The sequence below is a fragment of the Exiguobacterium sp. UBA3491 genome, from assembly GCF_002377745.1.
GTDB lineage: Bacteria > Bacillota > Bacilli > Exiguobacteriales > Exiguobacteriaceae > Exiguobacterium_A.
In genome coordinates this window covers 144,495-158,858 of the sequence record NZ_DFQK01000021.1, presented here as the reverse complement: position 1 = coordinate 158,858, position 14,364 = coordinate 144,495, and the positions used below count along the sequence as shown (strand labels likewise).

Annotated in this window: 11 protein-coding genes; 1 reads left to right on the top strand and 10 read right to left on the bottom strand. The window is 46.4% G+C overall.

Features of this window, described 5'->3' with window-relative positions:
* Positions 1–120 precede the first annotated feature (120 nt).
* From B4F99_RS07765 to B4F99_RS07745, 5 genes are all read right to left on the bottom strand, one after another.
* Positions 121–1,695, bottom strand: a complete 1,575-nt coding sequence (locus tag B4F99_RS07765) for a S8 family peptidase (protein WP_290756471.1) — start codon at positions 1,693–1,695, stop codon at positions 121–123.
* 124 nt (positions 1,696–1,819) lie between these two features.
* Positions 1,820–4,498, bottom strand: a complete 2,679-nt coding sequence (locus B4F99_RS07760; protein ID WP_290756468.1) for a glycoside hydrolase family 70 protein — start codon at positions 4,496–4,498, stop codon at positions 1,820–1,822.
* A gap of 201 nt (positions 4,499–4,699) precedes the next feature.
* Positions 4,700–7,999, bottom strand: a complete 3,300-nt coding sequence (locus tag B4F99_RS07755) for a hypothetical protein (protein WP_290756465.1) — start codon at positions 7,997–7,999, stop codon at positions 4,700–4,702.
* Between the two features lie 497 nt (positions 8,000–8,496).
* The gene (locus B4F99_RS07750; RefSeq protein ID WP_056064263.1) at positions 8,497–8,907 is read right to left on the bottom strand and encodes a hypothetical protein; all 411 of its coding nucleotides are present in this window, start codon (positions 8,905–8,907) and stop codon (positions 8,497–8,499) included.
* A 63-nt stretch (positions 8,908–8,970) separates the two neighbouring features.
* Entirely contained in the window at positions 8,971–10,212 is a 1,242-nt protein-coding gene (locus B4F99_RS07745; protein ID WP_290756461.1) for a UDP-glucose dehydrogenase family protein, read from the bottom strand.
* A gap of 111 nt (positions 10,213–10,323) precedes the next feature.
* Here B4F99_RS07745 and B4F99_RS07740 point away from each other — a divergent pair, with 111 nt between their 5' ends.
* On the top strand, positions 10,324–10,575 hold the full coding sequence (locus B4F99_RS07740) for a hypothetical protein (RefSeq protein WP_251137776.1): 252 nt from the start codon (positions 10,324–10,326) through the stop codon (positions 10,573–10,575).
* A gap of 67 nt (positions 10,576–10,642) precedes the next feature.
* On the opposite strand, the gene B4F99_RS07735 is transcribed toward B4F99_RS07740, so the two are convergent.
* The 5 genes from B4F99_RS07735 to fabZ form a co-directional block, all read right to left on the bottom strand.
* Complete coding sequence (locus B4F99_RS07735) at positions 10,643–11,068, bottom strand: helix-turn-helix domain-containing protein (RefSeq protein ID WP_056064255.1); 426 nt, start codon at positions 11,066–11,068, stop codon at positions 10,643–10,645.
* A 116-nt stretch (positions 11,069–11,184) separates the two neighbouring features.
* Entirely contained in the window at positions 11,185–12,765 is a 1,581-nt protein-coding gene (locus tag B4F99_RS07730) for an SdrD B-like domain-containing protein (RefSeq protein WP_290756454.1), read from the bottom strand.
* Positions 12,766–13,094: 329 nt separating this feature from the next.
* The gene (locus tag B4F99_RS07725) at positions 13,095–13,409 is read right to left on the bottom strand and encodes a four-helix bundle copper-binding protein (protein WP_290756451.1); all 315 of its coding nucleotides are present in this window, start codon (positions 13,407–13,409) and stop codon (positions 13,095–13,097) included.
* A gap of 96 nt (positions 13,410–13,505) precedes the next feature.
* A complete protein-coding gene (locus tag B4F99_RS07720) occupies positions 13,506–13,928 on the bottom strand; it encodes a hypothetical protein (protein ID WP_035410579.1) in 423 nt (140 codons plus the stop codon).
* A gap of 7 nt (positions 13,929–13,935) precedes the next feature.
* Positions 13,936–14,358 (bottom strand): 3-hydroxyacyl-ACP dehydratase FabZ, encoded by a 423-nt coding sequence (gene fabZ, locus B4F99_RS07715; protein WP_029342716.1) that lies wholly within the window; start codon positions 14,356–14,358, stop codon positions 13,936–13,938.
* Between the last annotated feature and the right edge of the window lie 6 nt (positions 14,359–14,364).

Here is a 14,364-nt window from a genome sequence, read left to right as displayed (position 1 = left end):
TTCATGTATCCTTTTTCATTATAATGGAAAAAATTGATTTTTCTAGTTCTTTTTACCTCCATCAATCAATGAATGGACCGAAAAAAAGAAGACCTGTCAGCACAGGACTTCTTCAATGATTTAAGGAATCAGTTTGACGGCACTATCGGCGTTCAACCGACCAGCACCATAGCTCGTATCATAGCCTTTTTTCCCAAGATCTTTTGCCGATTTCTTGAGGATGCTTTCGACACTGCTTGCCTTCAAAGACGGCTTCAAACTAATCAAGAGACTCGCGACACCAGCGACGTGTGGCGTCGCCATCGAGGTCCCACTTCCATATAACAACTCCCCATCCGCGAGGTAGCTTGGAATCGAGACTCCCGGTGCGACAAGGTCAAGTCCCGTCCCGTAGTTCGAGAACGAGGCTTTCGTATCTTTTCGTCCTGTCGCCCCGACCGATAAGACATATTTCGAACGGGCCGGATAAGCAATCGTTCCACGCCCTTCGTTTCCAGAAGCGGCAACGATCAGGATATTCTTCTTGACTGCTGCTGCTAACGCCGACTCAATCGATTTCGAAGAGGAACTCCCACCGAGACTCATGTTGATGACCCGAGCACCTTGTTTCGTCGCATGCTGAATGCCTTTGACGAGTCCTGACACTGAACCAGCGCCTGAGTCATCGAGGACCTTAATCGGAATCAACGTCGCCATCGGATTGATGCCTGTCATTCCATATGTGTTATTTCCTCCAGCTGCAATGACCCCAGCGACATGCGAGCCATGTCCGTTATCATCCCAGGCGCTCTTATCGCCATTGATGAAATCATAGCCAAGATCCATGCGGACTTTCCCTGCGAAGTCGGCGTAACTCGGATTGATACCAGAATCAAGGACTGCGACTTTGGTCGCAGATAACTTTTTACCTTTAATCCGTTTTTGCATGGCGACGAAACCGATATCCGCCCCTTTGAGACCTTTCTTTTGTCCCGTATTCTGCAAGGACCATTGATATTTCTGATAGGCATCGACTCCGAATGCTTGAATTGGTGCATCGAACTCCGCGAACGCTACAGCTGATGAGCGTTCGAATTTCTGTTGCGCTGCTTTCGCTTCCGCATAGGAAGCATAGACGAGTCGCTCGATTCGAAGCTCGGACGCGACCGACTCTACTTTTAAGGCGCCGAAGGCTTGCGCTCGCATCGCACCAGGGCGCGTCTGCACGAGCAGTGCCGGTTTAACGGATTGAACGGCTGCCGTCATCGATTCCTCGATGGGTTCATAGCGCGAGATATAGGCAGGAACGGAGTAGCGGTCGCCCGGATACCCTTCGAGCACTAAGTACTGTCGTCCACTCCAACTGAGCGGGAAGTAGAGCGTATCGTCCGTGACTTGGTAATAGCGATTGTAGACCCGTCCCGCTTCAGCATCCGCTTTGCTGGCGAACATCGTTCCGTACGTATTGTAGTCGAGTTCAAACTCGAAGTGTGTACCTTTCGCGACAAAATCCTTCGCATCAAAATACCAGACTGCTAATCCTTTTGAATCAAATCGTCCTGTTAAGGCACTCCCCGCTTGTTTCGAGAAGGCTGGTACTTCTTTTGCTTTCGCCAATGTCACAGGACGAATCACTTCTTTTTTCTCGACCGCATTGACCGGTACGGTACTAAAGATCAAACCAAGTGCTAGGCTTCCCGCTATCCATGTGCGCATCATCGTTCCTCCCTCTAGGTCTTTCTTACTAATACCCGGATTAGATGGAATTATGTGGAATATAGTGAAACATTGACGCAAATCATAAAAAACACCACTCTCGTATTGAGAGTGGCGCTTGATGTTACTTGACTGTGACTGTGAATGTTTTGACGACTTTATAGTTTCCAGCTGTCGTGTACGTGACACGAATCGTCGTCTTGCCTGCTTTGATGCCTCTGACGTTACCGCGTGACGAGACTTGTGCGACTTTTTTGTTCGCTGACGTATACTGAACGGATTTGATTTTATCCGTTGCTGAAGTATAGGCAATCCGTGTCGTCTGGTTCTTCTTCAGTGTTGCTTTTGAGGCTTTCAGCGTGACGCTGTTCGCTTTTGTTTCGATCGGTAAAACTGTTTTTAAGACAAAACCGTCTTTCAACTTAACCGTTGCTTCAACCGTCGTTTTCCCTGTTGCTTTACCTGTCAAGCGACCTTTTGAATCGACTGTCGCTTTTTTCGTATCGAGGACACGATAGCGAGTCGAAGCGATTGCTGATTTTGAGTTTGCGATCGTCGTTTTCAAGTTCAACGTTTTCCCTTGATAGACGGTACCGGCTTTAATCATCGCGACTGGTGCTTTTGTTGTTTGCGGAACGAAGACGCCGACGTACCCGTTGACTTCCGCCGTCTTGATTCCTTTGACTGGAACCGTCAAGATACCGTTCTTATCCGTGACGAGTTTCGTGTTCGTGACGCCACTTGCATCGACGAAGACTTGGTTCGCGTGTGTTTTACCCATGTTGACTGGAATCGTCGTATCGAGAGCTGCATTTTTTCCGATGACTGTCGCGACGCCTGTGTTGCGGTCCTTCCCGAAGCGAACGCTTGAGATCAAATCTTTCCCAGCTTCTTTTGACGTGTTTGATGTATGGTAAGCCACGAACTGTTTACCGTACGCGTATTTTTTACGCACTTTTAAGAGATTCGTGATTTCATCATAGTACGGTGTCGTTTTTGACATATACGATGCATCGGTCTGGTAGAGATCACCGTAGTAAACCGTCGGAACTGTATTTTTGTTCGAAAGAAGGAACGCATACTGCGCGACGATGTTTTCCGTTGAGTATTTTTTCGTCGGACTAGCAAGCTCTTTGTTGTAGATTGCGAGTGCTTCTGCCTCTTTTTCTTTCGTGTACAGTTTCTCAAACGACTTCGGCTGATCCGTTTTACTGTACTGAGCACCAGCTTTGATGCCGAACATATCGAGCATGATTTGGTTGACGCGGTTTTTCTCTTGGTCATGGTTGTTGACGAATGACCAGTTTGGTTGAACATCCGTCGCGCCATACCCTTCACGGTCGACGACTGAAAGTTTCGCAAGATCACGAAGTGGACGTTTTTGCGAAGCTTTTAGCGCCGAACGTAATGTGAAGTACAAATCAGAGTCCATGATGAGTTGTTCGTTGTTGTTTTCCTTCATGTACGAACGTTGAGATGCTTTATAGCTTTCGATATAGCTCAAGTAATCTTGTTTTCCGAAATGCGCTTTCGAGATCTCTGCTTCTGCTTTTAGAATCGCTTTATCATAGTGCGACGCCGCATCGATTCGGAATCCGTCGAACTTATACGTTTCAAGCATCCACTTCATCCAGTTTTTCTGTTCCTTGATGACTTCCGGGTTCGAGTTTGCGAGGTCAACACCGACTAGGAATTCACCATTTCTTGCCATCGTGTTATTGATTTTCTGCGTCGGCATGCCCTTTTCGTCGACGAAGAGGAACTGATCTTCTGTGTCGATACCAGAGTTATCGTTTTGGAACGAACGTTCTTCTGAACCATAACCATATTCCGCTTTTGTATTCATGTATTGAGTTGTTAAGTCGGCAATTTTTTTATTATCTCCAGATGCTAACAAAGCTTCTTTTGATGCAAAGCCATTCTTCAGCATGAACGGCAGATAACCTGTGTCTTTTGTATATTGCGTCAACATCGGTTTCCAGTTATCTGGTGATACTTCATACCAGCCATCTGTCGCAAGATACGAATCGACCGTATTGATATGTCCCGTTTTTGCCGCTTCAAGCAACCATTCTGGCAAGTAGTTGTCCGCGTGATCGACACCAAAGAAACGATACGCTTTCCCGTCTTGATCCGTCATGATCCGTCCAAGCCCCTGCCCTTGAAGAGAGGTTCCGTTGAGATACGACTTGTTCCATTCTTTGATGTAGCCGTATTTCGCTTGTCCCATACCGCCACCTTTTGTGTAAGCGAGGTAAGGAGTCGCAAGGGTCTTCGTCGTTTCGCCACCTGTGAATGGATTTGCGAATGGTTTACCTGAACCCGTCGCACGACGAACATAAACTGCTTCCCGTTGACTTAGACCAAGCATTTGGTTCGGTACGAGATCCATTTGGACTTTGATGTGATCGTCATGCAACATATCGACCATCATCTCGAGTTGTGAGGCTTTTCCGTACTTCGTCGGAATCGTACCACCCGGTCCTTGCGGGAATTCACCGAGGTCATATCGATCGGCAATCGCATATCCTTCTAAATAACGAGCCATGTCAAATGAACGATACGCTGGTGGAAGCCAGACATCTGTCACGCCCCATGTGTTCAATAAATCTCCTTTTTTCGCAAGCGTCCGGTACATGTTGCTTTCATACGGTTGGAAAAGACTAAAGCTTTGGAAAATGACACGGTTGTCGAGCTTTTCACCCGCTGTGAATGCTTGTGCGCGTTCTGGTGCATAGGTGAGCCCACTTGTTGCGACGACTGTTGCTAACAATCCAACAGATACTTTTTTCGTTCTTCTCATGGGTTAAATCTCCTTTATTTCTATATGTTTTTTAATATTTCCATCTGAATTTCCAAATAACATCACATAATTTAACATTTTATTACGATGAATATAAGCCTGATTTTTCAAATTAAGTAAATAGATTTTTAAAATGCAATCGATGGCGCTAATTCCTCGAAAAAACCTCCTTCTACCGAAGTAGAAAGAGGTTCACGTTCCTTAGTTCAATCCGAGAAGAACAGCTTTCTCGTAACCACCAGTCAAGACAGAGTTGTCATACGACTGAAGATCTTTGTTGACGACGATGACGTTCGATAACGTTTTCAGCGTACCAGCTGGAACTTTGATCTTCACGATATCAAGCCCGTTCGATACGATGTCATCTGAGTCAGCAAGCGAAATCGTTGTTCCGACCGGAAGTGCTTTTCCGTTCAGGACATAATTCGCTGTACTTGTCGCATCGTACATACCAGAGTACTGAACGCCCTCTGTGAATTTGATGCGAATGACATCTTTCTCGTTTTTCTCATTAGCAGTGACCTTAAGGATTTCAAATGGTGATAAGACTGGTGTTGGTGGTGTTTTCATGAGTTTGAAATCATGTGTCGCTGTCGCAACTGTGTTGCCGACATCATCCGAAAGTGATTTGACGACGACTTTCCACTCTTCACCGTAACCTTCCATGTCAACAAGCTTTTGTAGATTCTCGTTTGCTGCGACGCGGAAGTTTTTGTCTGTTGTATCCGTGTAATTAAGGACCGAACCATCGATTGTAACGATTTTTCCGTCTTTGTTTTTACCAATGAATTCAACAGTTGTCTTTGGAGGTAAGACTACACCATCACTATTAATGAGTGGCGTGTTGTACTCATCGAGATCGCGGATTTTAACAGGCTCACTCATCATAACAACGAAATCATTACTTGGTGCTAAGCGATCAATCGTGTTAATCTCAGCACTCTTCAGATCTGGTGAATTAAGAGGAGAACCATCATAGTTCAAATCAAGCACGAGTGCGTCATTCTTCTCTCCATTCGCTTCAGCCTGAATCGCATCTTTCGCGAGTGTGATGCGGAATTTATCGTTGTAGTAGTTTTCTTTCGTGTTGACGGTATCATAGATTTCCGTCCAGTCCTTCATCAACTCGATGACTGCTTCGCCCGTCTCTTTGTTATACGACGTGACATCGACATATTTGCTGAAGTCTTCATATTTCTTCGTATTCGAGTTGTAACGCTCAAACTTCAATTCATTATCAAGCAATGCTAAGATGTTCGCTTTTTTAAGACCTTTACTGAACATGATACGGAATTGTTCAGGCGACTCAACTACAACACCAGCTGTCGGTTTAACCGTGTCTGCTGCAACTGTGAAGTCAAGGTTTTGAGTCGTACCGATATTCGTTTCATCAGAAAGCGCTGCATAGTCGTAAATGCTTGATACTTGAAGTGAGTGTTTACCCGCTGCGAAGTAACCTTGTTTAAGACCTGGATAGTTATCTTTTAAAGTGATTTTGACTGTATCGCGGCGATCGACACCCATTTTATTATCAAATCCATAATGGAGGACGTCGAAGTACTTCTCGCCGTACTGACCGTCGATTTTGAAATCAGCCGTAGCAACAGATTCAGAGAATTTCACTTCGAGTTGATTCAACCCTACAGCCTTAACAGAAGTGACTTCAGGCTGACGAGCATCTGTTAACTTGAAGCTTGCTTTTGATTTGACTTCTGTATCCGTGTTGCTCGTGATTTTCGCTGTCAGCTTAACGACTGCGTTATCTTGGAGTGGTGTTTCTTTGTCCAAGATCAACTCGAATGCTTTTGGATTCGAAGGAACTGCTTTGACACCGATGACACGTTTTGTTCCATCGAACTGCTCGATTTGAATATTGTCGTTTGCGAGGTAATTCTCTTCGTGAAGACCTTGCATGACTTTATCGAGTCCAAATGATTTAAGAAGAAGTTCACGTGAGACGGCTTTATCGAGGAAAATCGTCACACGATCTGCTTGGTTCGACTCAGCTGCAAGAACATTGATCATCTCAATTGGAGCAGGCGTCACAGCGATCGTGCTGAATTTGACTTTCGTTTCTCCAGCAATCTTACCGATTAGGTTTTTGTAGTCACCAGCTACCGTTTCAATGATTTCTGCTTTGATGATTGCTTCGATATCTGTGTTACTGAATTCAGACGTCAACAGAACCGTCGCTTTACCGTCCTGGATCGTGACACGATCTTTCGCGAGAGCACCGAATGATGTCGACAATTTCAAGACGATATCATCTGCATTTTTATCGACTTCACCAGTCGCTTTGTTTTTAAGAGCGAATGTCACCTCCGTGTTATCTGCTCCGTTCGCAACGATTGTCGAAGCTTTTGGTGATACTTCTAGCATCCAGATATCTTCAACACTTTGTGTCATGAAGCTGAGCGAACCGAGATCCTTCGCGACGCCACCGACCATGATCCCTTTCGCGTCAACTGAGTAATCTTTGCCATACTCGAGTCCTTCCACTTCAAGAACGGCTGACTTCTTGTCTGCGCTAAGTGTCGCGGATTTAACTGTCGCACCTGCGATTTTGAAGTTGTCTGCTGTGACAGAGTCAACGGCACGCGAGAATGAAACTTCGACTCTCTCTTTGCCGATTGCTTTTGCTGAAGCGAGGACTGTGCTTGCAATCGTGAAGTCCATCGCAGTTGATTTGACAGCGCCGACTTTGACGACATAGCTGTGTGTTCCTTCTGGAATACCACCTTGCGATGCCATGAACTTCCCTTTCGAGAGCGTTCCTTTTGCTACGATTGGTGTAGCTGACATGTTTTTGCCTGGGTAGATCAAGAGTTCTGCCTTCGCGCCCACTGCTGGGTACATGACGTCTGCTTTGACTGAAAGCTTCTGATCATCAACGCTTCCCATGACGTTCGAGATGTTTGCTGCCTTAACTTCGTAGTTGATGTAACCTGTTACGACAGAGTTAGCACCTTTGTACGTGTAAGCTAATTTATATTTGCCTGCTTTTGAAGTCGATGGAGTTTTGAGGTTGAACTTGCTAATTGGGCGCTTGACGATGATACCTGATTTGTATTGAACGTTGATTGTGCTTGGCAATTGAACTTTTCCGCCAACAGCAACCGGTTCGAGGACTGGTTCGATGATATCTACGACATAGTTTTGAAGTTCGACTTTAAGAACTGCTTTCTTCGTCGTACCGGCTACCTTACCGTAGAGAACTTGGTATTTGTTGATGTATTTCTTTTCGAATTTGACAGAACCGCTCCACTTGACTGAGCGCATCTCATACTTGCCGTTTGAAAGTTTGACTTTGACTTTCGTCGGAAGCGTCAATTTCTTGACTGCGTATTTCGAACCACCTGCATGTTTCATCAAGATTGGAGAGATGTATTTAACCGAGACCTTCGATGCTGCATCAGCAGCAACCGGAGCTACGACAGACGCCGTGACTGCAAGCGCAGCTGCAGCAGCGTACAATTTGTTCGTTTTCTTCGAATAACCCATGTTTACTATTCCTCCTCTTTTCTAACAAATCAAAAGCGAAAATCCCAATTTTAAATCTACAATATAAGTAAAATATAGAAATATTTTACTTTAGAGCAGTCAAAAAATTCTTTAGTCGTCTTAGGAGGAGTACGTTCTGTTTCACGTGCGATCATTCGTCTATCATCAAGACGATCTATCCGTGATTCATATGTATCCGATTGGGATGAACTAAAGATACTGCCAAAACCGCTTCAAAAAGCTATTTTTATTGTAGATTCGTGCACACCACCGTTTCGTTTTTGAGAATCGGTAAGAATGCTACACGTCAAATATACAAAACTAGAAAAGACGCCACAATAGATTTTTTGTAAAAAATAGGGGAATAGTAGTAAGGTAAAATATATTTATATAGGCTGTGCATGGAAATTAATTTTTGGATTTACCCCTTTAAAGAAAACGCTTACATTACATTAAATTTCTGTCTTGTTTTCGTTTTACTAAAATAAAGTTTGGTTTCATGAAATGAAATGATCCGCTTTTTCGATCGCTCGAAGAAATGATTCACGATGTAGCCGATGCACATCATCGGCCCACATCTCGATTTTTGATCCACGTCGTTTGAGTTCAATCGGTAATCCACGACCAATCCAATCAAGTTGACGTTGCAAGACATGACGCTTTCGTCCGTCCTGTCGCTCGGCTTCCGTAAACTGGCGCAAGTACTGGAGGACATAACCGAACCCAAACTCAATCGGAATCCGCAGCTCCGCTCCCTTATCTCGTATCCGGATGATGCCCGCTCCGTAATGAATTGCCCGGAACAACTCCTCATTGATACGCTGATACCAGGTACCTTGCGTCAGACAGTGCGGCTCTAGCGCTCCTTTTTTACCACTCGGTAAGACTGCGAAATAATCAATGACCATTCGTCTGCTCCTTTTCATCAAAAAAATAGGTGAGTCCGCGTGGGTCTCACCTATCATGACAGGTCAAATGGTTCGATTGTTCGAAAATGATTTAGAAGGGCGTCCAATACTTTCGTATTGAACACCACCCGGATGATCCATAAACGACCAACAGTTACGTCCATCGACGACACGTGGCTGACGCATCTGACGAATGAACTGCTCTGGTGTGATAAGACGGAGTTCTTCCCACTCCGTCATGATGACGGCAACATCTGCGTCCTGTAACGCCTCTTCGACCGTTTGCTTTTGATCGAGTAGCGTCCGTGCAACAGGGTCATATCCGGTTACGATGACGCCGAATTGCTCAAGACGTGTCGCTAGTCGTAATGCCGGCGCATCACGTAAGTCATCCGTTCCTGGTTTAAAGGCGAGACCGAGTAGCGCCACGTGCATTCCTGTCCGCGGTTGGATTTTTTGTAACACATAGTCCAGTTGTGCTTCATTCGTCTTATCAGCTGCTTCGATGACGTGAAGTTGCTGATCATGCTGACGAGCGAGCGTCGTAAGTGCTGCGATGTCTTTCGGGAAACAAGATCCGCCATATCCAGCTCCAGCTCGTAAGAACGAGGAGCCAATCCGTGGATCAAGACCGATGCCTGTTGCGACATCAGAGACATCAGCACCAACTGCATCTGCTAGTCGCGCGATTTCATTGATAAAACTGATTTTCACTGCTAAAAAACTATTCGCTGCATACTTCGTCAACTCTGCCGTCGTCGGATCGACTGCGACGAGAGGAGCGGTCGTCGCAAATAGTGTCGCAAGCTCGTTTGATAAGTCTTCATTATTCGTTCCAATGACGACACGGTGAGGATGTCGCATATCAGCGAGTGCTGTGCCCTCCCGTAAAAATTCAGGCACCATTGCAAAGCGTAACGTTGGATACTGCATCGCCAGTTGCATCGTCGTACCAGGTGGCACTGTCGATTTAATGACGACAGCCGCACTTGGCGCGATTCGTTCAATATGGGCGACAACAGCTTCTACCGCCGATAAGTCGCAACTGCCGTCCGCTTTCTCTGGTGTTCCGACAGCGACAAGATATGTCTTTGCGACTGGATATTCCGTCGTGAACGTCATTCGTTGTTGATTCGCGATTAACGCTTCTTCGATTCCCTCTTCCTTAATCGGTGGGATTCCTCGTGTCAGTTGGGCCATCCGATCAGCGTTCAAGTCGACACATGTCACGTTATGTCCATTTTCAGCTAGTCCAATGGCCGTCACAAGACCGACATATCCTGTTCCAATCACTGTCAGTTGCATTCCATCACGTCCTTCGATAGTTTCTCTGTCTCCACTATACGGGAGAGCAGAAGATTTGTGCATCGAAAAAGCTTTCCGAATACGCTATACTGGATTACGGGAATGGGAGGAATGCTCGTGGCTATCATTATCTTTTGCCTCGTCTGTCTCATTGCGTATCGGATCCGCAAGCTTCCCGAAGCACTACGGACGATTTTACTCATCCTCGGTTTACTCAGTGGATGGTTCGCGCTCTTTGAGATGATCGGCTTCATCGAAGCCAATCCGTACCTGGTCGCAATCCCGATTGGACTGGGACTTGCCTACTGGTACTGGAAACGTAAAAAGAAACACGCAAACGACAAAACCCCTTCCGCCTCGTGAAGTGGGTTTTTCTTGTAGCAAAACGAAAAAAGCGATGTCTCCTATATCGGGGACATCACTTTTGTCTTTACGACTGGACTTTCCGTTCAATCGCTGCGATTTTTTCTTCAATCTCTAGTAACTTCAGTTCATGCTCGAGTTCAAGACGACGTTTTTTCCGTTTCAGGCGATCGAGTTCTTCCGCGAGTGACTCTGTCGACGCTTCCGGTTTCGGTGGAGCTTGTTCCATCGATTGACGAAGTGGATCGAACAGGTTCGACTTTGCGAACTGTGCTGCTTCCGGTCCGAACATGTCTTGGATGAGTGGGAGAATCTTATTCATCGCCGTACCCGGAATTTGTGACTTCTGATCAACGAGACGTTTCAGTGCCAACTCATCGACGAGATACCCTTTTCCGTCCTGTTCGGCATGTAATTCACCTGTTCGAATCCAGCGACGGACCGTTTCTTCTGAGACGCGCAACAATTCACTGATCTGTTTTGTCGTTAACATCGTCATCCCTCTTTCCTTTTAGTAGTACCTCCACTATACACACATGTGTGCGTGTGTGTCAAAGAATACACACATCAAAAAAAAAGACCTCCTTGTAGAAGGTCCCCCTGTAATGATTAAGCTCCACGACGAACGAGTAACCAAAGACCTACGACAGCAAGACCTGCTCCTGTTGCTGCGTATGGGAATGGCTTATCTTCGCCAGCTTGTGGTAATGTCTCCGTTGCTGTTGTCGTCGACTGTTTTGCCGCAGCATCGACTGCTTTGACTGGTGTTTTTGTTGACGTTGGTGTTGGTGTTGGCGTCGGCTTCGCGACCGGTTCTACTTTCGCAATTTCTGCGAGCAAGATCGTACCGAAGCTATCGTCTTCAATCGTCACACCTGCTTCCGGTGATTTCCGCTCAAAGTACTTCAACAACTCATCGACCATTTCTTGTTCTTCTGGCGTCAAGGCTTCTTCATCGCTCGCCATCAATTTCATCGCTTTTGCTTGCTGGGCGAATGACTCATAGTCTTCATACATTTCTTCATCCATATCTTCCATCAAAGCATCCATGTCCAGGTGATGCATCGCTTTGATCGTATAGCCTTCTGCGACTTCCGTCTTGACTGTGTACGTACCTGGATCGAGTTGGATCATCATCAAGTCATCTTTTGAAATCTTCTCTTGATAGACATCTTTGCCTGTGATGGCATCGGTCACCGTATACGTTGCAGGAACCGTTTCTTCATCGTAATCCGGTTTTTGGTTCCCGTTCGCATCCAAGAAGTTGACGACAGCTAACCAATGCTCGAACATACCGTCAAGCTCTTCGTCCCCGTAGAGACCAGCGTCGATCACTTCCGTTTGTCCTGCGACGAGACGGACTTTTTTCGTTCCCATGTCTTCGTCGACATCGGAATCGATCGCCCGGTCGTCACCGACGTTTTGCTCGGAATAGAAGTAGTAACCCATATCATATCCGTCGACTTCCACTTCATACGTTCCTGGCTTCAAATTCTTGAAGCTGTATGCGCCGTTCTTCGTGTAGGCTTCATCAATGACATCTTCGTTCCGATTCATCAAAGAGACGAGGATATCATCGAGACGTGTTTCCTTCTCTTGACGGATCCCGTCCTCGTTCTCATCGTACCAGATCGTTCCTTCGATCGTTGCCGTCGTCGGTGTTTCGACTGGTGTCGGTGTCGCGTCATCACCAGTCTCCGGTTTTTCAGTCGCTGGTTCTTCCGATGTCGGCTCTTCTTTGACTGGATCTTCCTTCACAGGCTCTTCCGGTGTTGGTTCTTCCTTGACTGGTTCGTCAGTCGCTGGGTCTTCTGTGACTGGCTCATCCGTCTTTGGTGTCTCTGTCGTCGGTTCGTCTGTCGTCGGCTCATCTGGTGTAACGACTTTACCGAACTGGACGAGAACCGTTCGCTGGCCATCTGCTGAGACGACTTTGACGACAGGTGCCGTCTCCGCCGTGAACGTCACGACCGGTGTTTCTTCGATGTTGACGTCTTTTCCTGTCACGCCGTCTTCAAAGACAAGTGCTGTCTCCGACGTGATATCGACGATGCCTGCGCCCTTAAACGTTAACGTATACGGACCCGTGCCCGTTCCTGTGACATCCCACTCGACTGTTTCCGCGTAGACCGGTAGCTTCAGACCAAACGCAACGACGAGTGCCATCAAAAGTAAGCTTAATTTTTTCATAAGGGTATGTATGCTCCTATCGTGTTTTAATATTACCTCCCTAAATAGTAAACAAATCCGCCAAAAATAACCAGAAAAAATCTTGAATTTATTCTATTTTTTTATATTAAAAATGGGGCTGACTCATATGTCGTCCTCTACAAAGATAAGGGTGGCAGAATGATGATCCGCCACCCTTATCACGTAAAAAAAAGAATGACGCGTCACACGCTACTCCTACAGGAAAAAGCGCATTATGCGCTTCAGAGACAAATAAGACCCGCTTTCCTGCTTGAANNCCTGAGGAAAGGGCGTGAAAAGACGCGTCATTCTTTTTTGAGTCGGCCTCTTTACACAAGCTGACTACATGCTTGCGCGCATTCTGTACATGCTTTCGCACAAGCTTGGCAATGGTCATGATCATGTTTGCTACATTCAGTCGCACATGCCTCACAGATTTCTTGGCATGCCTTCGCAAGGACCGCGACATTTGCGCTGTTTCGAGCGATCGCTTGTAGTAATAAGTTACAAATATCGGCACAATCGCGGTCGAGTCGAATACAATCTGACATATGTCCGACATGTTCCTCGTTCAAGCAGGCATCAAAACAATGATTACAGGCGAGAATACAATCCGTCAGTCGTTGCTGTACTGCGTGATCCATATTGATTCCTCCTTTGTATAGGTTTTGATTACCCTGATGACTTGAAACAAAACAAAAATAAGACAGCATTTGGAGCAAAATGCTCACCCTGCTGTCTTATTTAACGATCTCAAGCGGAATCTCGATCCCACGCCCTGCTCCTGCATCAATGATGAGGACCGGAAGACGCTGGTCATCGAAGACTTCTTTTTCAATCGTCGTATCGGACGTATAGGTCCGGATTTCCCCCATCTTCTTTGCTTGGAAGGAGACGAACGGAAACGGAATTGATTGATTGGCGACATCGAGGCGGATATCGACCTGTTGGTCATCGAGCCGAATATCATTCGCTGTCCGGATGACGAGACGCATCCGGTCATTTTCCGTCAGCGTGACTTGAGCGGAAATGTTCTCGGTCTGCCCAGCACGCTTGACGGGATCCACGATGACCGTCGGGGAAGCGGTCTTCGCTTGTTCCGCGCGCTGACAACCCGGAATGACAAGTAAGGAAATCGCGAGAGGGATCAGCCAGCGTTTCATGTTGGCTTCACTTCATAGCAAACGTCAGTTCAGCAACACAGGCGACTTCCCCATCGACTGTGGCTGTGGCACGACCTTTACCGATTGGTCCACGGACCTTCGTCAATTCGACTTCGAGGCGGAGCTGATCCCCGGGAACGACTTGACGTTTGAAGCGGCATCCTTCAATCCCTGCGAAGAAGGCGAGCTTCCCTTGGTTTTCTTCCATCTTCAGCACAGCGAAGGCACCGACTTGTGCGAGTGCTTCGACGATCAAGACGCCAGGCATGACATTGTATTCCGGAAAATGACCATTAAAGAATTCTTCGTTCGCCGTCACATTCTTGATTCCAACGGCACGTTTGCCCTCTTCGACTTCTAAAATGCGGTCAACGAGTAAAAATGGATACCGGTGCGGAATGACTTCCTTGATTTGTTCGATCGTATACATATTCGA